General features: G+C 73.5%; 22 protein-coding genes. 7 read left to right on the top strand and 15 right to left on the bottom strand.

From position 1 onward, the window contains the following. Nucleotides 1-166: 166 nt before the first annotated feature. From ABZ449_RS37750 to ABZ449_RS37740, 3 genes are all read right to left on the bottom strand, one after another. On the bottom strand, nucleotides 167-967 hold the full coding sequence (locus ABZ449_RS37750) for a DUF3710 domain-containing protein (protein WP_360355386.1): 801 nt from the start codon (nucleotides 965-967) through the stop codon (nucleotides 167-169). Between the two features lie 69 nt (nucleotides 968-1,036). Continuing rightward, entirely contained in the window at nucleotides 1,037-1,504 is a 468-nt protein-coding gene (gene dut / locus ABZ449_RS37745) for a dUTP diphosphatase (protein ID WP_350629222.1), read from the bottom strand. After that, a complete protein-coding gene (locus tag ABZ449_RS37740; protein ID WP_360355393.1) occupies nucleotides 1,501-2,079 on the bottom strand; it encodes a PaaI family thioesterase in 579 nt (192 codons plus the stop codon). Before ABZ449_RS37740 ends, dut begins: the two co-directional genes overlap by 4 nt. A 127-nt stretch (nucleotides 2,080-2,206) precedes the next feature. Between ABZ449_RS37740 and ABZ449_RS37735 the strand changes: the two genes are divergently transcribed. Further along, on the top strand, nucleotides 2,207-2,665 hold the full coding sequence (locus tag ABZ449_RS37735) for a DUF3093 domain-containing protein (RefSeq protein WP_360355383.1): 459 nt from the start codon (nucleotides 2,207-2,209) through the stop codon (nucleotides 2,663-2,665). Nucleotides 2,666-2,935: 270 nt separating this feature from the next. Here the strand turns inward: ABZ449_RS37735 and ABZ449_RS37730 are convergent, their stop codons facing one another. The 4 genes from ABZ449_RS37730 to ABZ449_RS37715 all read right to left on the bottom strand — a co-directional run bounded on the left by ABZ449_RS37730 (nucleotide 2,936) and on the right by ABZ449_RS37715 (nucleotide 6,987). Further along, nucleotides 2,936-3,235, bottom strand: coding sequence for a DUF4193 domain-containing protein (locus tag ABZ449_RS37730; RefSeq protein WP_360355380.1), 300 nt, complete (start codon nucleotides 3,233-3,235; stop codon nucleotides 2,936-2,938). Between the two features lie 508 nt (nucleotides 3,236-3,743). Continuing rightward, nucleotides 3,744-4,727, bottom strand: coding sequence for an acyl-ACP desaturase (locus ABZ449_RS37725; protein WP_360355377.1), 984 nt, complete (start codon nucleotides 4,725-4,727; stop codon nucleotides 3,744-3,746). Nucleotides 4,728-4,959: 232 nt separating this feature from the next. Next, entirely contained in the window at nucleotides 4,960-6,261 is a 1,302-nt protein-coding gene (locus ABZ449_RS37720) for a HAMP domain-containing sensor histidine kinase (RefSeq protein ID WP_360355374.1), read from the bottom strand. A 72-nt stretch (nucleotides 6,262-6,333) separates the two neighbouring features. Then, a complete protein-coding gene (locus ABZ449_RS37715; RefSeq protein WP_355265487.1) occupies nucleotides 6,334-6,987 on the bottom strand; it encodes a response regulator transcription factor in 654 nt (217 codons plus the stop codon). Between the two features lie 440 nt (nucleotides 6,988-7,427). Here ABZ449_RS37715 and ABZ449_RS37710 point away from each other — a divergent pair, with 440 nt between their 5' ends. Next, nucleotides 7,428-7,613 carry a hypothetical protein gene (locus ABZ449_RS37710; RefSeq protein WP_030057688.1) on the top strand — a complete coding sequence of 62 codons (186 nt, stop codon included), beginning with the start codon at nucleotides 7,428-7,430 and terminating at the stop codon, nucleotides 7,611-7,613. Nucleotides 7,614-7,777: 164 nt separating this feature from the next. Here ABZ449_RS37710 and ABZ449_RS37705 read toward each other — a convergent pair whose 3' ends face one another. Both ABZ449_RS37705 and ABZ449_RS37700 read right to left on the bottom strand, forming a co-directional pair. Beyond that, nucleotides 7,778-8,596, bottom strand: a complete 819-nt coding sequence (locus ABZ449_RS37705; protein ID WP_360355371.1) for an inositol monophosphatase family protein — start codon at nucleotides 8,594-8,596, stop codon at nucleotides 7,778-7,780. Nucleotides 8,597-8,663: 67 nt separating this feature from the next. Continuing rightward, nucleotides 8,664-9,806 (bottom strand): ferrochelatase, encoded by a 1,143-nt coding sequence (locus ABZ449_RS37700; protein WP_360355368.1) that lies wholly within the window; start codon nucleotides 9,804-9,806, stop codon nucleotides 8,664-8,666. A 133-nt stretch (nucleotides 9,807-9,939) separates the two neighbouring features. Here ABZ449_RS37700 and ABZ449_RS37695 point away from each other — a divergent pair, with 133 nt between their 5' ends. Continuing rightward, complete coding sequence (locus tag ABZ449_RS37695; protein WP_360355365.1) at nucleotides 9,940-11,208, top strand: MFS transporter; 1,269 nt, start codon at nucleotides 9,940-9,942, stop codon at nucleotides 11,206-11,208. 162 nt (nucleotides 11,209-11,370) lie between these two features. Continuing rightward, complete coding sequence (locus ABZ449_RS37690; RefSeq protein ID WP_360355362.1) at nucleotides 11,371-12,693, top strand: D-arabinono-1,4-lactone oxidase; 1,323 nt, start codon at nucleotides 11,371-11,373, stop codon at nucleotides 12,691-12,693. A 38-nt stretch (nucleotides 12,694-12,731) separates the two neighbouring features. Here the strand turns inward: ABZ449_RS37690 and ABZ449_RS37685 are convergent, their stop codons facing one another. Continuing rightward, nucleotides 12,732-13,616 (bottom strand): hypothetical protein, encoded by an 885-nt coding sequence (locus ABZ449_RS37685; protein ID WP_360355360.1) that lies wholly within the window; start codon nucleotides 13,614-13,616, stop codon nucleotides 12,732-12,734. A 517-nt stretch (nucleotides 13,617-14,133) separates the two neighbouring features. Here ABZ449_RS37685 and sepH point away from each other — a divergent pair. Next, nucleotides 14,134-15,213, top strand: coding sequence for a septation protein SepH (gene sepH / locus ABZ449_RS37680; protein WP_360355357.1), 1,080 nt, complete (start codon nucleotides 14,134-14,136; stop codon nucleotides 15,211-15,213). A gap of 97 nt (nucleotides 15,214-15,310) precedes the next feature. Here the strand turns inward: sepH and ABZ449_RS37675 are convergent, their stop codons facing one another. Continuing rightward, nucleotides 15,311-16,189, bottom strand: coding sequence for a sulfurtransferase (locus ABZ449_RS37675; RefSeq protein ID WP_360355354.1), 879 nt, complete (start codon nucleotides 16,187-16,189; stop codon nucleotides 15,311-15,313). Nucleotides 16,190-16,428: 239 nt separating this feature from the next. Between ABZ449_RS37675 and ABZ449_RS37670 the strand changes: the two genes are divergently transcribed. Continuing rightward, nucleotides 16,429-17,172, top strand: coding sequence for a VOC family protein (locus tag ABZ449_RS37670; RefSeq protein WP_360355389.1), 744 nt, complete (start codon nucleotides 16,429-16,431; stop codon nucleotides 17,170-17,172). Nucleotides 17,173-17,256: 84 nt separating this feature from the next. Here ABZ449_RS37670 and ABZ449_RS37665 read toward each other — a convergent pair whose 3' ends face one another. The 4 genes from ABZ449_RS37665 to ABZ449_RS37650 all read right to left on the bottom strand — a co-directional run bounded on the left by ABZ449_RS37665 (nucleotide 17,257) and on the right by ABZ449_RS37650 (nucleotide 22,774). Continuing rightward, nucleotides 17,257-17,913, bottom strand: coding sequence for a thymidine kinase (locus ABZ449_RS37665; protein WP_360355352.1), 657 nt, complete (start codon nucleotides 17,911-17,913; stop codon nucleotides 17,257-17,259). A gap of 70 nt (nucleotides 17,914-17,983) precedes the next feature. Then, nucleotides 17,984-19,171, bottom strand: coding sequence for a nucleotide pyrophosphatase/phosphodiesterase family protein (locus tag ABZ449_RS37660; protein WP_360355349.1), 1,188 nt, complete (start codon nucleotides 19,169-19,171; stop codon nucleotides 17,984-17,986). Between the two features lie 44 nt (nucleotides 19,172-19,215). Continuing rightward, nucleotides 19,216-19,815: a DUF5998 family protein gene (locus tag ABZ449_RS37655; protein WP_360355346.1), complete on the bottom strand. Its 600-nt coding sequence runs from the start codon at nucleotides 19,813-19,815 to the stop codon at nucleotides 19,216-19,218. Between the two features lie 91 nt (nucleotides 19,816-19,906). Next, nucleotides 19,907-22,774, bottom strand: coding sequence for a GNAT family N-acetyltransferase (locus ABZ449_RS37650; protein WP_360355343.1), 2,868 nt, complete (start codon nucleotides 22,772-22,774; stop codon nucleotides 19,907-19,909). 226 nt (nucleotides 22,775-23,000) lie between these two features. Between ABZ449_RS37650 and ABZ449_RS37645 the strand changes: the two genes are divergently transcribed. Then, on the top strand, nucleotides 23,001-23,282 hold the full coding sequence (locus ABZ449_RS37645) for an HPr family phosphocarrier protein (RefSeq protein ID WP_360355341.1): 282 nt from the start codon (nucleotides 23,001-23,003) through the stop codon (nucleotides 23,280-23,282). Nucleotides 23,283-23,396 lie beyond the last annotated feature (114 nt).

Genomic DNA, 23,396 nt, shown 5'->3' with positions numbered 1-23,396 from the left:
AGTTTCATTCATCGGATTCGCTTTCCGCTTTGTCGCCCCGGTCTCCCGCGGCGACTCCGGAACTGTACGGGCACCGGCCCGCCACATGCAAATCGCCCCCGCCCGGTCTTCCGGGCAGGGGCGATCGGTGTCGGTCTGGGCCGGCCGGAGCCGCCCGGATCCGGGGTCAGCGGACCTCGGTGATCTCCGGACCGCGCGCGAACGGGTCGATCGAGGCGCCGCCGAAGCGATTGCCGCCCTCCTCGGCGGCGACCGCCCCGCCACCGTCGGCGACCATCTGGGCGTCCTCGGGAAGCTTCAGGACGATCGGGTCACGCGGAGCCATCGGGGACTCACCGCGCACGACGACCGTCTGCCGGAAGACCTGCTCCAGGATCCCGGCCATCTCCGGCTGCACCGCGGCCTGGCCCGAGATCACACCGCGCAGGAACCAGCGCGGACCGTCGCAGCCGACGAACCGCACCAGCTGCACGCCCTGGGTGCCGTCCGGCAGCTGCACGGGGACCTGGGCGCGGAGGTGCCAGCCGAGCGGGCCCTCCTCCTCCTCGATGAGGCCGCCCTGCGAGGTGATGCCGTTGGCGATCTCCTCCCGGACCTCCCCCCAGATGCCCTCCGACTTCGGGGCCGCGAAGGCCTGGAGCTGGATGGCGCTGTTGCCGAGCACGAGGGTGGCGGCCACGATCGCGTCACCGGCGACCTCGACGCGCAGTTCCATGCCCTCGACACCGGGGACCAGCAGACCCCCGAGGTCGACTCGCCCCTCCTCCGGGTTCTCGAGCTCGGAGTGGTCCCACGGGCCGTCCGGCCGGGGGGCCGGCGGCAGGCCGACCCTGTCGGCCGGGTCCAGCTCGGTCACGTTCTCGCTCTCGGCGGAACCTTCGACGTCATCGGCCGTCTCGTCGGCGCTGATGGCGTCGTCGGCGAGCTGCTCGACAGCGTCCTCGCTCTTCTGGCGACGACGGAACACGGTCACTGTCCTTCCCGGTCCAAGACCGATGCGAATACCTGCTCGGCTTCCTGCGAGGCCGCGGGCATGCTAGACCGCGGCGTGGCCGCCGGTCGACCCGAACCCGCCCTCGGCGCGTGCCGACCCAGGCAGCTCCTCCACCTCGTGGAAACGGGCCTTCTCGACCTGCTGGATCACCAGCTGGGCGATCCGGTCCCCTCGGCGGAAGCTGACCCCCTCGCGCGGGTCCAGATTGACGACGATCACCTTGATCTCTCCACGGTACCCGGCATCGACCGTCCCCGGGGCGTTCACGAGGGCAACGCCGCAACGAGCTGCCAGCCCGGACCGGGGGTGGACGAAGGCCGCGTAGCCGTCCGGCAGGGCGATGGCGATGCCGGTGGGCAGGACGGCCCGCTCACCGGGGGCCAGCTCCGCGTCGACGGTGGTGCGCAGATCGGCACCGGCGTCCCCGGGCTGCGCGTAGGCGGGCAGCGGCAGCTCGGGGTCGATGCGCTTGATCAGGACGTCCAGCTGCGGGCGGGGGGTGTCGCTCAAGGGTTCACCTCAAAGGCTCGTGCGCGCTTCATCAGATCCGGGTCGTCGAGGACCTTCTCGATGTCCTCGGGACGACCGTGCGTGGTGAAGTGTTCCAGCTTCACCTGGATGAAGAGGGCCTGCGCGCGCACGGCGACCGGTCCGTCCGGACCGCCGATCCGCGCCTCGGCGGCGCTGTAGATCTTGCGGCCGAGCACGCCGGTGATCCAGGCGCGCAGGTGCAGCACCGAGTCGACGGGCACCGGGCTGAGGAAGTCGGTCTCCAACCGGCCGGTCACGGCGGGGGCGTGCAGCAGCCAGTTGAGCGTGCCGAGGGTCTCGTCCATGGCGGTGGTCAGCAGCCCGCCGTGGGCCAGGCCGGGGCCGCCCTGGTGGGCGTCACGGACGGCGAACTCGGCGGTGACGTCGAGTCCCTCGCCGGCGACCGCGTCGATCCGCAGGCCTCCGGGGTGCTGGGGGCCGCAGCCGAAGCAGTGCTCGTAGTGGGAGCCGAGCCGGGTGCCGGGGGCGGGCGCCTGGGGGTGGCGCTCCGGCAGGACGGCGTCCGGCGGCGGGGTGGTCGGGGTCGGCGGCAGGGCGGGCGCCGGCCGGCCGGTGGGGGTGCTGGGAGCTGTCGTACCGGTCACGGGGACCAACCCTACCCAGGGGTAGGAGGGCCTCCGGTGGGGGTGGCGTCCCGCGCCGGACGTCAGGGCGACCACAATGGGGGGCATGTACGACGAACGCCTCACGGTGCCGCGTTCCTGGTGGCTGCTCCCCATCGCGGTGGGTCTCACGCTCGCGCTGATCCTGATCCGGGTCAGCGGTCCGGCCGCGCTGATCGGCCTGGTGGTCGGCATCGCCGCCGGCGCGGTCGCGATCAGCAGCTACGGCTCGGCCCGCATCCGCGTGGTCCAGGGCTCGCTGGTGGCCGGCCCGGCCCGGATCCCGGTGGACGCGCTCGGCGACGCGCAGGCGCTCAGCCCCGCCGAGGCGGCGGCCTGGCGCGGCCCGAAGGCCGATCCGCGCGCCTTCATGCTGCTGCGCAGCTACGTCCCGACGGCGCTGCGGATCGAGGTGACCGACCCGGCCGACCCGACACCGTACCTCTACCTGTCGACCCGCTCGCCGATGAAGCTGGCGGAGGCCCTGGAGGACGCCCGGCGCGGCGCCCGCACCTGAGGCGGGTCCGGGCACGAGCCCGGAGAACCGAAGAACCGAAGAACCGAAGAACCGAAGAAGCCTACAAACGGAGAGGGACGGTTCCGCTGCTGCGGGACCGTCCCTACGACTTCGTCCTGACCGGTTCGCCGGCCGACTCCGTCCTGCCGGGTCCGTCCAGCCGGACGGTACCCGGATCTGCCGTCCGGCCCCGCTGCCCGGGGCCGGAAGGAGCGGTGTGCCGGTCCCGCGGGCGCAGCCGCGGGCACCGGGCCCTGTCCGCCGCGGTGCTCAGGCGCCGCAGTCCCGGCAGATCGGGTTGCCGTTCTTCTCGCTGTAGAGCTGGCTGCGGTGGTGGACCAGGAAGCAGCTCATGCAGGTGAACTCGTCGGCCTGCTTGGGCAGGACGCGGACGGCGAGTTCCTCGTTCGAGAGGTCGGCGCCGGGCAGCTCCATGCCCTCGGCGGCGTCGAACTCGTCGACGTCGACAGAGCCGCCGCCCTTGTCGTTCCGCCGAGCCTTGAGCTCTTCGATGCTGTCCTCGTTGACGTCATCGTCGGTCTTGCGCGGGGTGTCGTAGTCGGTTGCCATTTTTCGCTCTCCCCCTCCGGGTTGTGCGGTGTGTGCGGTATCTCCAGCGCACGTAACGCATGGGGGGCCGGTCTTGTGCCCGACCCGAGGCGGAGATTTTGCCTTACTTCAAGCCCTGTTACTCAATCGACACTCAGCCCGGGCTCCATCGGGGTGATCCCCGGGCTCGTCGAAGGCCTCACGCTGGGCCATCGCAGCCCCTCGTCAACCCCGGAAATCCGGACACGCACAGTGAGCACGGCTGCCGCGGATACCCGCGGAATCCCGTGCCCACCAGGGAGGCCGACCGATCCCGTGGACCGGCCGGGGGTCGAAATCCGGTCACGGACGGCGATCGGCACCCCTGGGTCGCCGATCACTCTCCGGGGTTGCCCGGAATCGTGGAGCGACACGATGTGAGCTTGGTCACGTTGAGAATCTTCCTGGTCAAACCACGGAAAATCCACCCACTCCGACCGCCGGGTTCCGGGCCCGGCCGACGGCCCGGCCCCCGCCCGTTCCCGGGACCTCAGCCGGCGGTCTTCCGGGCCGCGCGGCGGGCCAGCAGGGCGGCCTGACGCTCCTCGAACTTCCGGGCCTGGCCGTCCAGCCCCTCCAGGAAGACGCCCAGCTCGTTCTGCGCCAGCAGGCCCTCCGGGCCCAGCCCGCCGATCTCCATGACCTTGAGGTGGCGCAGCACCGGCTGGAGCACGTCGTCGTGGTGGATGCGCAGGTTGTACACCCCGCCGAGGGCGATCTGCGCGGCGGCGCGCTCGAAGCCGGGGATTCCGTGGCCGGGCATCCGGAAGTCGGTGACCACGTCGGCGACGGCCCGCATGGCCTGGTCCGGGGCGATCTCCAGGGCGGCCTTCAGCAGGTTCCGGTAGAAGACCATGTGCAGGTTCTCGTCGTTGGCGATCTTCGCCAGCAGCTGCTCGCAGAGCGGGTCGCCGGCGTGCCTGCCGGTGTTGCGGTGCGCGATGCGGGTGGCGAGCTCCTGGAAGGCCACGTACGCGACCGAGTGCAGCATGCTGTGCGCGTTGTCGGACTCGAAGCCCTCCGACATGTGGGACATCCGGGCCCGCTCCAGCTCCACCGGGTCGACCGCCCGGGTGGCGAGCAGGTAGTCGCGGATGGCTATCCCGTGGCGGCCCTCCTCGGCCGTCCAGCGGTGCACCCAGGTGCCCCAGGCGCCCTCGCGGCCGAACATGGTCGCGATCTCGTGGTGGTAGCTGGGGAGGTTGTCCTCGGTCAGCAGGTTGACCACCAGCGACACCCGGCCCACCGCGGTCACCTGGGACTGCTCCAGCGACCAGGCCTCGCCGCCCAGCACGCCGTCGAAGTCGCGGCCCTGGCTCCACGGGACGAACTCGTGCGGCATCCACTCCTTGGCCACGGCCAGGTGGCGGTTGAGCTCCTTCTCGACGACCTCTTCGAGGGCGAGGATCAGCCGCGCGTCGGTCCAGCCGCTCGGGACGAGCGAGGAGCTGCTCTGCACAGGGGCGATGGTCACGGTGGTGCTCCTGAGGGGACGGCACGCGCTGGGACGGGCGCGCTGGACGGGGACACGTCGTTTCGGACCCGTCGACGGGCCGCCGACGGATTCACCTACGGTTGCGTAGGTTACGACACCGTAAGTTGCTCGGGCCGGAAAAGACAAGCCGCCCCCGCCAGGCCTTATGTCGTCTTGACGGGCCTGACGGGGGCGGCTGGGAACGGTCGCCTACGGAAGGGTCGTTGGACCCTTACGGGGAGGGGATGCGGACCCTCATCGTGAGGCCGCCGCCGGCGCGCGGCGTGGCCTCGATGGTGCCGCCGTGGGCGCGCACGACCGAGCGGACGATGGACAGGCCGAGCCCGACCCCCTTGTCGCTGCGGGTGCGGTCGGCGCCCTTGATCCGGCGGAACGGCTCGAAGATGTGCTCCAGTTCGTACCCGGGCACCACGGGGCCGGTGTTGGAGACCACCAGCTCGCCGCCGCCGGGCACCGCCGTGGTGGCCAGCTCGACCCAGCCGCCCGGGTTGTTGTAGCGGACGGCGTTCTGCAGCAGGTTGAGCGCGAGCCGCTCCAGCAGCACGCCGTTGCCCGCCGCCATCGCCGGATCGAGCTTCGAGCGCAGCTCGACCTCGCGCTTGGCCGCCTCGCCCCGGGTCTGCTCCAGCGCCCGGGTGGCCACTTCGGACAGCTCCACCGGGCGCCGGTCGGTCAGCTCGTTCTCGCTGCGGGCGAGCAGCAGCAGGCCCTCGACCAGCTGTTCGCTGCGCTCGTTGGTGGCCAGCAGGGTCTTCCCCAGCTGCTGGAGGTCGGGCGAGGCCGCCGGATCGGAGAGCTGGACCTCCAGCAGGGTGCGGTTGATCGCCAGCGGGGTGCGCAGCTCGTGCGAGGCGTTGGCGACGAAGCGGCGCTGGGAGTCGAAGGAGCGGTCCAGCCGGTCCAGCATGCTGTCGAAGGTGTCGGCGAGCTCCTTGAGCTCGTCGTCCGGGCCGTCCAGCTCGATCCGGCGGTGCAGGTCGGAGGAGGCCACGTCGCGGGCGGTGCGGGTGATCCGGCCGAGCGGGCGCAGCACCCGGCCGGCCATCGCGTAGCCCGCCGCGAAGGCGATCACGGCGAGGCAGACCAGCATGGTCAGCGACTTGCGCAGCAGGGTGTTGAGCGCGGAGTTGGAGCGGCCCAGGTAGTCGGCGGCCTGCCACTTGTTGAAGTCGGTGCTGTCCATGGTGCTGCTGATGCCGTCGGGGCCGCTGACCTGGACGAGGTTGCCGTTGAAGCTCAGCTTGCGCGGTGCCAGGTACGAGACGGCGTCCTGGAAGAACACGTACATCAGGAGCAGCAGCACGACGCCGGCCATCAGGAACATCCCGCCGTAGAGCAGGGTGAGCCGCATCCGGATGGTGGGGCGGAAGGGCAGCCAGGCGAGCATGCCGTCGCCGGGGACGTAGTGCCCGGCGCGGTGGACGCGCGGCGGCGTCAGGGGCTTGGGCGGGACGGCACGCGGGCCGCCGGCGGGCGCGCCGGAGGCCCCGCCGACCGAAGGCGGGGTGGTCATGATGATCCTCTCGGGGCGTCCGCCGGGGCGGGCGCGTACGGCGGGGAGTCCCGCGGTCGATGACTCCGGTCGTCAGATCCGGTAGCCGGAGCCCGGCACGGTGATGATCACCGGCGGGTCGCCGAGCTTGCGGCGCAGCGTCATCACGGTGACGCGCACGACGTTGGTGAACGGGTCGGTGTGCTCGTCCCAGGCCTTCTCCAGGAGCTGCTCGGCCGAGACGACGGCGCCGCCGGCCCGCATCAGCACCTCCAGGACGGCGAACTCCTTGGGGGCGAGCTGGACGGTGCGACCGTCGCGGATCACCTCGCGCCGGCCGGGGTCGAGCGAGATGCCGGCCCGCTCCAGCACCGGGGGCAGCGGAATGGTCGCGCGGCGGCCCAGCGCCCTTACGCGGGCGACGAGTTCACTGAAGGCGAACGGCTTCGGAAGGTAGTCGTCCGCGCCGATCTCCAGGCCCTCGACCCGGTCGCTGATGTCGCCGGAGGCGGTCAGCATGATCACCCGGGTGGCCAGGCCCTGCTCGACCACCTTGCGGCAGACGTCGTCCCCGTGCACCAGCGGAAGATCGCGGTCCAGAACGACGACGTCGTAGTCGTTGACCGCGATGCGCTGGAGCGCGGCCTCCCCGTCGTACACCACGTCGACGGCCATCGCCTCGCGGCGCAGGCCGGTCGCGACGGCCTCGGCAAGCAGCTGCTCGTCCTCGACGACGAGAACCCGCACGGTCGTTGTCCCTTCTCCAGGCCGGCCCCGGAAGCGGACGCACGGCTCCGACGGTGCCTCCATCCTGCCTGGTCCGGCGGTAAAGCAGCGATAAGCTGCCGCTGGGGCACGGGGCCCGGGGCCGCGGCGGTGACTGTTCGCATCCGTACCACTCCGCTTGGACTGTGACACGGGCAACTTTCTTCCGCCAGGAGGTTTCCCGGCCGCCGGGGCGGGGAGGACAGCTGCACACCCGCGATCTGGCTGACGGCCGATCGCACCCACCCGCCGTGCGTTCATCCGCGCCGGCCCTGGGGCTGGGACATCACCGGGAGCGGCCGAAGGCCACTCCGCACCCATCCGGAGCTCACCACGATCCGGCCCGGGTGCTTTCACCGGCTGGACCTCCTCGGGGCGGAGAGCGCACGACCGTGCACGTCCGACACAGTAAGGGGGCCCGTATGGACGCCTTCAAGGCCGGAATCCTGCAGCGCATAGCCAACGCCGAGCAGGACCTGCACCGCGCGATCGAGGCCGGGGACGAGTTCCTCGCCGAGGTGGAGCAGTCCGAGCTGGACGACCTCCGCCGACTCGCCGCCGAGCACGGCGTGGACACGGTGCTGGAGCGCCACCGCACCGCTGCCTGACCCGTTCGGCACACCGACCCGTCGCCGGATCTCCGGCACCAGCGGCCCTGCGGGGGCCGTGCGAAACCCAGGCCCTGACATCCCCCGTATGTCAGGGCTCTTCGCATCTCCGGGGCCGCCCCGCCCGGGCCCGTCGGTCCACGGGCGGAGGCGGCCGGAACCGGTCAGTCCTCCCAGGCGCGCAGCGCGGCCAGCCGCTCCTGGAGCGGCTCGTACACCCCCGGGGCGGCGGCCACGGTCAGCTCGCCGTCGGGGCCGTGCCCGGGGCGCCCGCCCACCAGGGCTCCGGCCTCGGCGGCGATCAGGCAGCCGGCCGCCCGGTCCCAGGGGGCGAGGCCGCGCTCGTAGTAGCCGTCCAGCCGCCCGGCGGCGACGTCGCACAGGTCCACCGCGGCCGCCCCGCCCCGACGGACGTCCCGCACCTGCGGCATCAGCGCCAGCAGCACCTCGGCCTGCCGGACCCGCACCGACTGGACGTAGTTGAAGCCGGTGGCGATCAGCGCCTGGCCCCAGGGCGGGGCGGGGCGCGCCGAGATCGGCCGGCCGTCGAGACGGGCGCCGCGGCCCAGGACGGCGTGGAACAGTTCCCCGCGGGCCGGGGCGTACACCACGCCGACGACCGCCCGGCCGTCCACCTCGGCGGCCACGCTGACCGCCCAGGAGGGCAGCCCGTACAGGTAGTTGACCGTTCCGTCGAGCGGGTCCACGACCCAGCGGACCCCGCTGGTGCCCGCTCGTTCGGCGCCCTCCTCACCCAGGTAGCCGTCCTCCGGGCGGCGGTCGGTGATCAGCTCCAGGACGAGCTTCTCGGAGGCGAGGTCCATCTCGGTGACCACGTCGACCGGGCTGCTCTTGGTGCCGGCCACGCCGAGGTCGGCGGGACGGCCGTCGCGCAGCAGGGCGCCGGCCCGCCGGGCCGCGTCCAGGGCGACCTCCAGCAGGTCGTCGAGGAGCCGGGCGTCGGGCAGGGCGGGGGTGGGCACGGGGTTCTCCTCCGGAGCGACGGGACGGACGGGCGCGCGGGGCGGGCAGGGCGCGCGGGGCGGACGGTCAGCGCTCGGCGACGGCCGGACGCGGGGCGCGCGGATTCGGACAGCAGGCCACCGCGCACACGTCGTGGCTGGGGCCGAGGGTGCCCAGGGCGCAGCGGGCCACCCGCTCGCCGCGCTCGCCGGCGGCCCGCTCCAGGACGAGCTCGCGCACCGCGGCGGTGAAGCGGGGGTCGGCGCCGACGGTGGCGGCCCGGGCCACCGGCAGGCCGAGTTCGGCGGCCTTGGCCACGGCCTCGGTGTCGAGGTCGTACCTGACCTCCATGTGGTCGGAGACGAAGCCGATCGGGACCATCACCACGGCGGGCGCGCCGTCGGCGTGCTGGGCCTCCAGGTGGTCGCAGATGTCGGGTTCCAGCCACGGGATGTGCGGGGCCCCGCTGCGGCTCTGGTACACCAGCTCCCACGGCCGGTCGGCCACGCCGGTGCGCCCGGCCACCGCGGCGGCGATCAGCCGGGCCACGTCCAGGTGCTGGGCGACGTAGGCGCCGCCGGGCTCACCGCGGGCCGGGTCGTCCGGGGCGCCGGAGGTCCCGGCCATCGACTCCGGGATGGAGTGGGTGGTGAAGGCCAGCCGGGCACCGGGACGGACGGCCTCGGGCAGTTCCTCCAGGGCGGCCAGGACGGCGTCGATCATCGGCTCGACGAAGCCCGGGTGGTTGTAGAAGTGCCGCAGCTTGTCGACCCGCAGGGCGGGCACGCCCTCCTCGGCGAGCGCGGCCAGCGCGTCGGCCAGGTTCTCCCGGTACTGGCGGCAGCCCGAGTAGCCGGCGTAGGCACTGGTGGCGAGCACGGCGATCCGGCGGTGGCCGTCGGCGGCCAGCTCCCGCAGGGTGTCGATCAGGTAGGGCGCCCAGTTCCGGTTGCCCCAGTAGACCGGCAGGTCCAGCCCGTGCTCGGCGAAGTCCTTGCGCAGTGCGGCGAGCAGCTCGCGGTTCTGCCCGTTGATCGGACTGATCCCGCCGAACATGAAGTAGTGCTTGCCCACCTCCTTCAGCCGCTCCTTGGGGATGCCGCGGCCGCGGGTGACGTTCTCCAGGAACGGGACGACGTCCTCCGGGCCCTCGGGCCCGCCGAAGGACAGCAGCAGCAGGGCGTCGTACGGAGCGGCGCCGGAGGGGGAGGGTTTGCGCGCGTCGGACATGGCACCGATCCTGCCACTGAGGGGCCGGACGCCGTCGCCGGGGCCGCGCGAGTGTCCGGAAAATACCGTTTGCCAACATACGTAAGCTGTGTTTGCCAGCCTTATTCCTTACTCCCCCCTGCCCGGAGCTCCCGTGCTGTCCAGCTACCGCCAGATATTCGCCTCCCCCGGCACTCTGGCCTTCTCCTCCACCGGCTTCGTCTCCCGACTGCCGATCTCCATGACCGGGATCGGCATCGTGACCATGCTGTCCCAGCTCCGAGGCTCCTACGGGGTGGCCGGCCTGGTCTCCGCCTGCCTCGCGGTCTCCGCCGCCGTCCTCGGCCCGCAGGTCTCCCGGCTGGTGGACCGGCACGGCCAGCGGCGGATCATCCTCCCCGCCATGGCCGTCACCATCGTCGCCGTCACCGGCCTGCTGCTCTGCGCCCGGCTGGAGGCCCCGGACTGGACGCTGTTCGTCTTCGCCGCCGGCATGGGCGTGATGCCCAGCACCGGCGCGATGGTCCGCGCCCGCTGGGCCCACCTCTACCGCGACGACACCGGCAAGCTGCACACGGCCTACTCCTTCGAGGCCGTGGTCGACGAGGTCTGCTTCATCGTCGGCCCGATCCTCTCCATCGGCCTGGCCACCTCCGTCTTCCCCGAGGCCGGCGTGCTGCTCGCCGGGATCTTCCTGGCCGTCGGCGTGCTGCTGTTCGCCGGGCAGCGCTCCACCGAGCCGCCGGTCCACCCGGCCGCCCGGCACCAGGGCCGCTCGGTCATCCTCAACCGCGGCCTCCAGGTACTGATCCTCACCTTCGTCGCCACCGGCGCGATCTTCGGCTCGGTCGAGGTGGTCACCGTCGCCTACGCCGAGGCCCAGGGCCACAAGTCGGTCTCCAGCGTGATCCTCGCCCTGTGGGCGCTCGGCTCCTGCCTGGCCGGGGTGGTCTTCGGGACCCTCAAGCTCACCGGCTCGATGGCGGTGCGCTTCCTCGGCGGCGTCCTGTTCATGGCGATCAGCATGGTGCCGCTGCTGCTGGTCGCCCACGCGGTGAACGGCGTCGGCGGGCTGGTCGCGGTCGGCGCCGCGCTGCTGGTCGCCGGCATCGCCATCTCCCCCACCCTGATCACCGCGATGGCCCTGGTCGAACGGCTCGTCCCGGCCGCCCAGCTGACCGAGGGCATGACCTGGACCACCACCGGCCTGGCCCTCGGCGTCGCGGCCGGCTCCTCGGCCGGCGGCTGGGTGATCGACGCCTCCGGTGCCGCCGCGGGCTACTGGGTGCCGCTGGCCGCCGGCCTGCTCGGCGTGGTCGCCGCCCTCGCCGGCCTCGGCCGGCTGCGCGCCGGACTGGCCGCCGGGACCACCGCCGGGACGGCCGCCGAAGGGGCCGGACGGACCGTAGACGCCGAACGGTGAACTGACTAGTCTCTCGCCCTACCCGTGGGGGCTACCGACGGGTAGGGCCCGTCCCCCGGATTTCGCCGGACCCGGCGAGGATCCAGGAGGACCGGCCCTGAGGGCGGCAGCGCCGCCCCGGACCGCGCCGACCCGTTCGGCCACGGAGCAGGAGGCTGCGCAATGCCCCAGGCCAGTACCGCGACCCCCACCCGGTGGACCAACTGGGCCGGAAACCAGAGCGCCCGCCCCGTGCGGGCCGCCGCCCCCGGCACCGTGGAGGAACTGGCCAAGGAGATCCTGCGGGCCGCCGGACAGGGCCGCACCGTCAAGGCCGTCGGCTCCGGCCACTCCTTCACCTCCATCGCCTCCGCCGGCGACGGCGTCCAGATCCGCCCGCACGCGCTCACCGGCGTCCGCGGGATCGACCGCGAGGCCGGCACCATCACCGTCGAGTCCGGCCTCCCGCTGCGCCGGCTCAACCGGATCCTCGCCGCCGAGGGCCTCTCGCTGACCAACATGGGCGACATCGAGGTCCAGACCGTGGCCGGCGCCACCAGCACCGGCACCCACGGCACCGGCCGCGACTCCGGCTCGCTGGCCGCCCAGATCCGCGCCCTGGAGATCGTCCTCGCCGACGGCACCGTCCGGCGCTGCTCCCCCACCGAGAACCCCCGGCTCTTCCAGGGCGCCCGGCTCGGCCTCGGCGCCCTCGGCGTGATCACCGCGCTCACCTTCGGCGTCGAGCCGGCCTTCCTGCTCACCGCGCACGAGCAGCCGATGGGCTTCGACGAGGTGCTGGAGCGCCTGGACGACCTCACCACCGTCAACGAGCACTTCGAGTTCTACTGGTTCCCGCACACCGACCGCTGCTCCACCAAGCGCAACAACCGCAGTCAGGGCCCGGCCGCCCCGCTGCCCCGGTTCAAGGAGTGGCTGGAGGACGACTTCCTCTCCAACACCGTCTGGGAGGGTGCCTGCCGGGTCGGCCGGCGCTTCCCCGGCTCGATCCCCTCGATCGCCTCGCTGGCCAGCCGGGCCTGGTCCGAGCGCAGCTTCACCGACACCGCGTACAAGGTGTTCACCAGTCCGCGCAAGGTCCGCTTCGTGGAGATGGAGTACGCGGTCCCGCGCGCGGCCGTCGGCGAGGTGCTGCGCGAGCTGAAGGCCATGATCGAGCGCTCCGACTGGAAGGTCAGCTTCCCGGTCGAGGTGCGCTTCGCCCCCGCCGACGACCTCTGGCTCTCCACCGCCTCCGGCCGGGACAGCGCCTACATCGCCGTCCACCTCTACCGGGGCACCGCCGACCAGGGCTACTTCACCGGCGTCGAACAGCTGATGACCGCCCATCAGGGCCGGCCGCACTGGGGCAAGCTGCACACCCGCGACGCCGAGTACCTGGCCGGCGTCTACCCGCACTTCGGCGACTTCACCGCGCTGCGCGACGAGGTCGACCCGCAGCGGGTGTTCGGCAACGACTACCTGCGCCGGGTGCTGGGCGCGTAGGGCCGGTACCCGAGGTCGCGTTCCAGGAGGTCGCGCTCTCAGGAGGTCGCGGCGGTCCCGTCGGCCGGCGGCGGGGCCACCGGCGCCTTCGCCGGTTCCTTCACCGGCTCCTTCGCCGGGGCGTCGCTCGGCGCCGGCGGCTGCGGGGTCGTCCCTCCGGCGGGCTTCCCGCCGCCCGCCGACGGGGAGGAGCCGGCCGACGGGGTCGCGCTCGGGCCCGCCGAGGGCGAGGCCGTCCCCGCGCCGGTGCTCGGCGTGTCGCCCGGCTCACGGCTCGGCCGGGTGGTCGCCGGGGCCGAGGCACCGCCGGACGGCGCGGTGTCCTGGCCCGGCCGGCCGCTCGGGGCGGGCCGGTCCGCCGGGGCGTCCTGCGGCCGGTCGGACTTGGGCTGCACCGAGCCGCCGAAGGACGTGCCGTTGCCGGACTCGCCCTTGACCGTCGCCGACACCGGCTGCCCGGTGGCCAGTTCGAACACCACGATCGGCGTCATCGCCAGCACGAAGACCAGCCCGGACACCGCCGCGTACGACTTCCAGCCCCACCGCCGGCGCGCCCGCACCACCTGCGGCTCGTTCCACTCCGAGGTGATCACCGGCGGCTGCACCCGCGTCCCGGGCGACTCGCTCTCCACCGGTACCTGGCGCAGGGTGTTGGCGGCCTGGTTCGGCCCCCGGTCCACCACCTCGCGCAGCTGCTCGCCGGTCCGCTTGAAGAGGTGCTGGAACACCGCACTGCCGGTGGTGGCCCCGACGCTCACCACGGCGGCGCCCAGGATCGTGCCGTACACCCCCAGCTCGGAGGCCAGCAGCGCACCCACCACCGTGGCCAGCGCACTCGCCGCGACCTGAGCCACACTCAGATCGATGCGCCTGCGCTCCTCCTTGGCCTTTCCGCCCTCCTCGGCGGGGCTCCGCTCCGGCATCAACATCCCTCGGTCCATACGACTTTTCCTCGAACAAGACTCTCCATCTTGCCCAAAGAAGGACACAAGGGGCGAAAATGCGGTTCTCCGCGCCCGGATTGTGTGAAGATGATCACCGTTCATCCGGCGGTGGTCCGCCATCGGGGGAGCGCGCTCTTGAGATTCCCGTGAATCGCGGGAGACTTGAGCGGCGAGCCGCCCCTTTGGATGCCACGAATGGAGTACTGTTCGTAAAGCCCGAGCCTTGGGTCGACTTGTCGACTACGTCTACACCGGTAGCTTGACGAGGAGCCACGGAACGGGCACGCACGGCGACGCCCGTCCCGGATCGTCGCGAACACTCCGCGTGCGAGGACGGCCGGGACACCCAGGCGCGACGTCGACGGATGGCGTGGCAAAAAGGCAACCGTGCCACAGCGGCGCGCGCGGGCGTAAGCCCGACACGCCGGGGAACTCAGCAAGGTTGTGGCCAGTCGCGAGTGGGCAGGCCACACTCAGTACGGGAGCAGCGACGCAGGTGACGTCGGCAGGCACCACCCGGGAGGTAACCGTGCCCGAACTGCGGGTTGTGGCCGTCAGCAACGACGGCACACGGCTGGTGCTCAAGGCTGCCGACAGCACGGAGTACACCCTTCCCATCGACGAGCGGCTGCGAGCCGCCATCCGCGGCGACCGGCCGCGCCTCGGCCAGATCGAGATCGAGGTCGAGAGCCACCTGCGGCCCCGGGACATCCAGGCCCGGATACGAGCCGGTGCCTCCGCGGAGGAGGTCGCCCAGGCCGCCGGGATCTCCGTCGACCGCGTCCGCCGCTTCGAGGGCCCGGTGCTCGCCGAGCGCGCCTTCATGGCCGAGCGCGCCCGCAAGACCGCCATCCGCCGCAACGGCGAGTCCCCCGGCCCGCAGCTCGGCGAGGCCGTCGCGGAGCGGCTCGCGCTGCGCGGCGCCGAGAAGGAGACCGAGCGCTGGGATTCCTGGCGGCGCGACGACGGCACCTGGGAGGTCATCCTCTCCTACCGGGCCGACGGCGAGGGCCGCAGCGCCTCCTGGACGTACGACCCGCCCCGGCGCCTGGTCCAGCCCAACGACGACGAGGCCCGCGCGCTGATCGGCGAGAACGTCGAGCGCGAGGAGGAGTCGGTCTTCCCGTTCATCCCGCGGATCGCGCGGCTCCCCCACGAGCGGCCGCCCCGCCCGATGATCGACCGGCCCTCGGCCGACCGCATCATGTCGGCCCGCGAGGTCCGCGAGTCGCGGGAGGCCACCGCCGAGTCCCGGGACTCGCTGACCAGCCTGCTCGACGTGGTCCCCGCCTTCCGCGGCGACCTCGCCGTCGGCGCCCCCGCCCCGATCGAGCCGGTGTCCGCCGAGGTCGCCGAGGAGAGCGAGGAGGCCGCCGCGGCCGCCGCCCCGGCGGTCGGCGCGGGCTCGGCCTACGCCGACATCCTGATGCCGCGCGCCGTCGCCCCGCACCGCGAGCGCCTGGTCGGCACCACCGACCGGCAGGCCGAGGCGGACGGCGTCCGGCCCGGGCGCCGGGCCACCGTGCCCAGCTGGGACGAGATCGTCTTCGGCAGCCGGCGCAAGAAGCAGGAGTAGTAGCAGCAGCAGCGAAGTGATGCGGGGCGCCGGCCGAGCCGGCGCCCCGCATCACTTCGTGCCCGTCGGGAATCCTCGTCGCAGAGCGGGCGCCGACTCAGCCCGGCTGCTCGGTGACCGCCACCGGGCGCGCATCGTCGCTCGACCACTCGCTCCACGAGCCCGGGTACAGCGTGGCCGACAGGCCCGCCACCTCCAGCGCCAGGATCTGGTGCGCCGCCGTCACACCCGAACCGCAGTACACCGCGGTCTCCCGCTCCCCCGCACCCAGCGCCCGGAAGCGGGCGGCCAGCTCGGCGGCCGGCCGGAAGCGGCCGTCCGGCCCCACGTTCCCGGTCGTCGGCGCCGAGACCGCACCCGGGATGTGCCCGGCCCGCGGGTCCACCGGCTCGCTCTCACCCCGGTAGCGCTCCCCCGACCGGGCGTCCAGCAGCAGACCGCCACGCGCCCAGGCCGCGGCGCCGTCCCCGTCCACCGTCGGCAGCTGCCCCGGCACCGGCTTGAAGTCGCCCTCCTCGGGCTCCGGCAGCTCGGCCGACACCGGCAGCCCGGCCGCCTGCCAGGCCGCGAACCCACCGTCCAGCACCCGGACGTCCCGGTGCCCGGCCCAGCGCAGCAGCCACCAGGCCCGGGCCGCCGCCATCGAGGCCGCACCGTCGTACACCACGACCGGACGCCGCGCGCTCACCCCGGAGCGGCGCATCGCCGCGCCGAACTCCTCCGGGTCCGGCAGCGGGTGGCGACCGCCCCGGCCGGGGGCGCCGGGCGGGGCGGCCAGGTCCCGGTCCAGCTCGACGAAGTGGGCGCCGGGCAGGTGCCCGGCCCGGTACTCCTCGGCCGCGCTCGGGCCGCCCGGCGCGGCACCGACCAGCTGGTAGCGCACGTCCAGCAGCACCGGCGGCAGCGCGGAGGCCAGCGCCTCCCGCAGCTCGGCCACGGAGATCAGCGGGGAACCGTCGTTGTAGGTGGTGGTCATGGCGGCCATTGTCGCGCAGCTCGGCCCCGGCGGCCGGGCATCCGACCCCTCGCCGCGGTCCGACCGGCGGAATCCGACGGAATCCGTCGCGACACGCCCGAACCACCGCTCTTTGTGGGGTCTTTGCCGGACTTTCCGCGCGGCCCGAGGGTTGGGCGCCCGCCAGGGTGGAAGCATCACCCTCGCGCGCGAGGATTTCCGTGCGCCAACCACCCACGAGGAGGCCCGCATTGCCCGCGGTGGAACTCCGACTGGCCCAGGGCACGCCCTGCTGGGTCAGCCTGCTGACCGACGACCTGCCCGGAGCGCGCGCCTTCTACGGTGCCCTGCTCGGCTGGACGTACACGCCCGGGCCAGGGCAGCTCGGCGACTACGTCCGGGCCGAGCTCGACGGGGCGCCGGTGGCCGGCCTCGGCGTCTCCACCGCCACCGGTTTCCCGGTGCAGTGGACCACCTACTTCGCCGTGGACGACGCCGACCGCACCGCCCAACTGGTCCGCGAGTGCAGCGGGACCGTCGCCGTCGGACCGCTCCAGGCCGAGCGCGCCGGGCGGATGGCCATCGCCGCCGACGTCTCCGGTGCGGTCTTCGGCCTCTGGCAGGGCGAGGAGCACCTCGGCCGGGAGGCCGGCCGCGAACCGGGCGCCCCGGCCTGGGCCGAACTGCTCACCCCCGACGCGGAGGGCGCCGCCGCCTTCTACTCCACCGTGCTCGGCCGCCCGGTCCGCTCCACCGCGGACGAGACCACGCTGCTGGTGCGGGGGCGGCCGGTCGCCGGCATTCGGCACCGCGCCGAGCTGCGCGGCCACCCGCCGCGCTGGCGCACCCACTTCGTGGTCCGGGACGCCGTGCTGACCGCCCGTCACGCCGTCGAGCTCGGCGGCCGGGTCCTGGTCGAACCCCACGACACCGCGCGCGGCCGCGCCGCCCGGCTCGCCGACCCGCAGGGCGGGCACTTCTCCGTGCTGGAAGTGACTCCGTAGGAGGCGCCGCCGCCCGGGGGCGGCGCCGCACTCGGGCCTGGTTCACCCCCAGGCCTGGTTCTCCTCTCAGGCCTGGTTCACCTCTCAGGCCTGCTGCTCCTCGAAGGGCAGCACGTCCGGGGAGAGCACCGAGGCGCGCGCCGTCGCGGCGGTCAGCCGGCGGCGGTGGTGGCGGCGGCACAGCACCTCGTAGCCGACCTCGTCCCGGTCCACCGAGATGTCGCCGATCACCACCTGGGCGCCCTCGACCACCATCACCCCGCCGACCGTCCGGGCGTTGTGGGTGGCCCGCGCGCCGCACCAGCAGAGCGCCTCGACCTGGAGCACCTCCACCCGGTCGGCCAGCTCGATCAGGCGCTGCGAGCCCGGGAACAGCCGGGTGCGGAAGTCGGTGGTGATGCCGAAGGTGTAGACGTCGATGTCCAGTTCGTCCACCACCCGGGCCAGCTGGTCGACCTGTTCGGCGGCGAAGAACTGCGCCTCGTCGCAGATCAGGTAGTCCACCCGGCCGCCGGCCGACAGCCGGTGCACCACGTGCGCGTGGAAGTCGAAGTCGTCCGTCACCTCGACCGCGTCGGCGCGCAGGCCCAGCCGACTGGAGATCGTCGCCGCGCCCGCCCGGTCGTTACGGGTGAGGATCACGCCCTGCCGGCCGCGCGCGGTGTGGTTGTGGTCCATCTGCAGCGCCAGCGTCGACTTGCCGCAGTCCATCGTGCCCGAGAAGAACACCAGTTCAGCCATGGGTGGAGCAAAGGCCTTTCAAATCAAGGAAGTTCGGGCACAGAAAAGTCAAGTGAGCGATGGGGCCCGGCTAGCCGCGGACTTCCAGCAGGGGCACGAACTGCTCGACCGGGGTCATCGAACCGTGCAGACCGATCATCGCGGACTCGCCGGGCTCGTTGCGGGAGGCGACGATCGCGATGTCGTCGCGCGCCGCGGCCACCACGTCGCCGATCCGGGCGTACACCCGCTCGTCCACCGTCGGGCCGAACCAGCCCGCCTCGATCGCCTGGTCCCGGGTGGCCACCCACATCCGGTCGCCCAGCACCTCGCTCCAGACCGCGTGCACGTCGGCCGCCGCACCCGGCACCGCGTACACGTGCCGGGCCCGGCCCTCGCCGCCGAGCAGGGCGACGCCGGCGCCCAGCTCCCAGTCCTCGTCGAAGTCGATCCGGTCCTCCGGCGCGATGTCGATCATGCCGTGGTCGGCCGTCACGTACATCGCCGAGCGCGGCGGCAGCTGCGCGGCCAGCCGGCGGGCCAGCCGGTCCACCGCGTCCAGCGTCATCCGCCACTCGTCCGAGTCCACCCCGAAGCGGTGGCCGGCGCCGTCCAGCTCGCTGACGTAGGTGTACACCAGCGCCCGGTCGTGCTCGGCCAGCCAGGAGGCCGCCAGGTCCATCCGCTCCTCGCCCGTGGTGCGGCCGAGGAAGGTGCCGCCGGACAGCGCCACCCTGGTCAGCGGGGTCTGGGCGAACAGCGGGGACGAGACCTGCGCGGTCGCCACCCCGGCCTGGTGGGTGCGCTCGAAGACCGTCGGGTACGGCTGCCAGGCGTGCGGCTCGGTCGGCGGCTGCCAGCGCAGCTGGTTCATCAGGTAGCCGGCGCCCGGCACCGCCACCGTGTACCCGGCCAGGCCGTGCAGGCCCGGCGGCGTACCGGTACCGACCGAGGCCAGCGAGGTCGCCGTGGTGGACGGGAAGCCCGCCGTCAGCGGACGGCCGCTGCCCCCCAACGAACTCCCGACCAACGAGGACAGGAACGGCGCGTACTCGGGGTGGCGCAGCAGCAGCTCCCAGCCCAGGCCGTCCACCAGGAACACCACCACCCGGTCCGCCGGGGCGATCGGGAGCGTCGCGGTGAACCCGGGGACGCCCAGCCCCGCCGCCACCGAGGGCAGCAGGTCGCACAGCGAGCCACCGCCGTACGGGGGCGCGGGGGCCGTGGCCGGGTCAAGGATCTCGAAGGCGTCGTAGCCGTCGGCAGGAACGAAGGACATGGAACCGGATTCGTAGCGGTGCGGGCGGTCGGATGCGGCGGAGGTCAGACCCGCGGGCCGTTGCTGATCGTCGCGTCGGACAGCGCCCGGGCGAACACCAGCGCCTGCGCCACCGTCTCCGGGCCGTCGCCGGCCTCGCTCACCCGAAGGGAGAGGTCGTCGGCCGTGGCCGAGCCGGTGTAGCCGTGGTCCGCCTCGCAGTTCGGGTCCGAGCAGCCGGCCGGTTCCAGGTCCAGGCGCTGCACCGCGCCCCAGCCGATCGTCAGCACCACCTCGCGCGGCAGGGTGCCCGGGGTGTACGTCTCCGGGTTCGCCACCATCCGGCTCAGCACGACCGAGCCGATCCGGTCCAGCCGGACGCTCTCCGTCGACGTCGTCGCGAACGGCACCGCCGGGCTGCCCTCGGCCCCGGACTGCTCGTCGGTGTGGCTCACCACGAAGCGGGTCGGGGTGAGCACCAGCACCGTCACGTGCCGGCGCACCTCGTTGGCGTCGAACGTCGTCTCCTGGTGCACCAGGTAGGAGCTGATCGGCTCCGGGCCCACCGCGGACTCGACCGCCTCGGACACCAGGGCCGGGTAGTAGCCGCTGCGCTCGATCGCCGAGCGCAGGTCCTGAGTGGTGGTGGTACCGGTCTTCGCCATATCTCCATCCTGGCATGGTCCGCCGACGAAGCGGGCGGCACGGCGCCGAGCTTCGGACAACAGCGCCCGGGCAGGGCGCAACCAAGGAAGGTTACAGCGTGCTCATCGCGCGCGGGCCCAGATCGCTGCGGACCGGCAGGGGTGCCACCCGCACCCGCGCCCCCAGGATCGCCAGTCCGTGCGGGGCCACGACCACCGGTTCGAGATCCACCGAGGCGATCTCCGGCACGTCGTCCACCAGCTGTGACACCCGCAGCAGCAGCTCCTCCAGCGCGCCGGTGTCCACCGCCTCGGCGCCGCGCCAGCCGAACAGCAGCGGCGCCGCCCGGACCTCCCGGATCAGCCCGGCGACGTCCTGGTCGGTGGCCGGGACCAGGCGGTGCGCCGTGTCGCCCAGCAGTTCGGCCGGCGCACCGGCCAGACCGAAGGAGAGGATCGCGCCGACCGCCGGGTCCACCGAGGCGGCGATCACCGTGTCCACCCCTCGCGGCGCCATCCGCTGGACCACCAGCTCGGCCTGCGCGGCGCCGCCGAGCAGCGTGTCCAGCTCGCGGTGGGCGCGGCGCAGTCCCGCCTCGTCGGTCAGGTCCAGCCGGACGCTGCCCAGGTCGGGGCGGTGGCGCAGGTGCGGGGCGGTCGCCTTGAGTGCCACCGGGTAGCCGAGCGAGTCGGCCGCCGCTGCGGCCGACTCCTCGTCCGGGGTGGGCAGCGTCGGCGAGACGTCGATGCCGTAGCGGGCCAGCAGTTCGCGGGCCCCGGCGTCGGGCAGGGTGATCCGGGCGCCGCCGGGCTGGGTGCGCATCAAGAGGGAGCGGCGCGTAGCGCCTCGATCAAGGGTGGTGGTGGGCGACGGGCGGGCGGCGGCCCGGGTGCTCAGGGCCGTCTCCACCAGCCGGCGGGCGCCGGGCTCGTCGATCCGGTCCAGCTCGGGGACGCGCGCCGTCTCCTCCGCCACGGCCGTGCGGCGGCGCCACTGCGCGTAGTGCACGGCGTGGGCGAGGGCGTGCACGGCCCGCTCGGGCGCCGCGTAGGCGGGGATGCCGCCGGGGCGCAGCCGGGTCGGCAGGTCGGTCAGCGCCAGGTGGGTGAGCAGCAGCGGCTTGCCCAGCTCCCGGGCCCGCAGGCCCGCCTCGAGCAGGGCGGCGGCGATCTCCGGGTCGTCCGAGCCCATCGCCGGGTCGTCCTCACCGGTCAGCCGGCCGCCCATGAAGGCGTGCGCGGAGGTGCCGATCGGCGGGATGGCGACGGCGATCACCGCGTCCACGGCCGGGTCGGCGAGCGCGACGTCCAGGGCGATCCGGAAGTTCTCGCCGGTCGCGGCGGTGGTGAGGTCGACGGGGGTGCACGGGCGCAGGCCCGCGCTCAGCAGGGCGTCGTAGGTGAGCAGGCCGAGCGAGTCGGAGTTGCCGACCACCGCGACCCGGTCCCCCGGCGGCAGCGGCTGCTGGGCCAGCAGCTCGCCGGTGTCGTACAGCTCGGTGATCGTCGCCACCCGGGTGACGCCCGCCTGTTCGAACAGCGCGTCCACGGTGGCGTCGCGCAGGCCGGTGGCGGTGGCGGGGACGGCGTGGCCGGGCGGCAGGCTGCCGGTGTGCCGGGCGCCCTTGACCACCACGACCGGCTTGACGGCGGCCAGTCGGCGGGCGATCCGGGTGAACTTGCGCGGGTTGCCGAAGGACTCCAGGTACAGCAGCACCACCTGGGTGGCGTCGTCCTCCGCCCAGTACTGGAGGAAGTCGTTGCCGGAGACGTCGGCGCGGTTGCCGACCGAGGCGAAGGAGGAGACGCCGAGGCCGCGCTTGTGGGCGGCCTCCAGCAGGGCCACGCCGATCGCGCCGGACTGGCAGAAGATCCCGAAGCCGCCGCGGCCGGGCAGGCGCGGGGCGAGCGAGGCGTTCAGCGGGTGCTGCGGGTCGGTGTTGATCAGGCCGAAGGCGTTCGGGCCGATCACCCGCATGCCGGCCGCGCGGGCCTGGCGGACCAGCGCGCGCTGGTGGTCCCGGCCCTCCGGACCGGTCTCCGCGTAGCCGGCGGTGAGCACCACCAGGCCCTGCACCCCGTGAGCGCCGCACTCGGCGACGGCGGCCGGGACGGCGCCCTCGGGGACGGCGATCACCGCGAGGTCCACCGGTCCGGGAATGTCCAGAATCGAACGGTGGACCGGGACACCGTCCAGCTCGGTGCCGGGCGCGGCGTTGCGGTTCACCGCGTACAGCGGACGGTCGGCCTGGGCGGCGTCCCCCAGCAGGTCGCGCAGGATGGCCCGGCCGACGGTCTGCGCGGTGCGGGAGACCCCGATCACCGCCACCGAGCGCGGGGTGAGCAGCCGCTGCACCGAGCGCGCCTCGGCGCGGTGCTCGCGGGCGCGCATCACGGCGAGCGAGCGGTCGGTCTGTTCGAGGTCGAACTCCAGGTGCACCACGCCGTCGGCGAAGCTGCGGTGCTGGGTGTAGCCGGCGTCGGTGAAGACCTTCACCATCTTCCGGTTCTCCGGCAGCACCTCGGCCTGGAAGCGGCGGATGCCGCGCTCCTGCGCGACCGCCGCGATGTGCTCCAGCAGGGCGGAGGCCACGCCGCGGCCCTGGTGGGCGTCCTGCACCAGGAAGGCCACCTCGGCGTCGGTGCCGGTCTCCGAGGGACGGCCGTCGGCGTCGATCCGGTCGTAGCGAACGGTGGCGATGAAGCGGTCCCGGACCACCACCGCGAGGCCCACCCGGTTCACGAAGTCATGGTGGGTGAAGCGGCGGACGTCCTTGTCGGAGAGCCGCGGATAGGGGGCGAAGAAGCGGAAGTACTTGGACTGGTCCGACACCTGCTCGTAGAACTCCACGAGTCGGCCGGCGTCGGCGGGGGTGATCGGCCGGATCCGGGCCGTGCCTCCGTCGCGCAGCAGGATGTCCGCTTCCCAGTGCTGCGGATAGTCGGGTTGCTCGGGGTTCGCCACCGCGGGGTCTTCCACATTCGTCAGGTTATCCGGAGGTGGGCCGAATGGCGCCGGGCGTGTGCTCACGGCAGGGTGGACAGGACCGCCGGCCGGGGTTTATGCCCCGAAAAGAAACAATCACAACTCCTGAACGCAGCGGTTTCCAGGGGCCGCCTGCGTGCAACACTGGTCTAGACAACATGGCCGCTTCCCCCGCTCCCCGAGCACGGCCGTGACCAGCTTCACCGGAAAGGCACGTCTCATGGCTGAGCGCCGCGTCACCATCGGTTGGGCCGAGGGCCTGCACGCCCGTCCCGCCTCCGTCTTCGTCCGGGCCGTCACGGCCACCGGCGTGCCGATCACCATCGCCAAGCCCGGCGGCAACCCGGTCAACGCCGCCTCCATGCTCGGCCTCCTCGCCCTGGGCGCCCAGGGCGGCGACGAGGTCATCCTCGCCTCCGACGCCGAGAACGCCGACGACGCGCTCGACCGCCTCGCCAAGCTCGTCTCCGAGGGCCTCGACGAGCTCCCCGCCGCGGCCTGAGGCCTCGCAGCACACACCCGATCGGGGTGGGGGGCGCCGGCGGGGGGGCGCCCCCCCGGGGGCCGGGCGCGCCGGGCCCCCCGCACCCCCCGTGGGGGGGGGGGGCGCGCACGG

Source organism: Kitasatospora sp. NPDC005856 (assembly GCF_040629945.1).
Classification (GTDB): domain Bacteria; phylum Actinomycetota; class Actinomycetes; order Streptomycetales; family Streptomycetaceae; genus Kitasatospora.
This window is presented reverse-complemented; position numbering and strand designations above follow the sequence as displayed.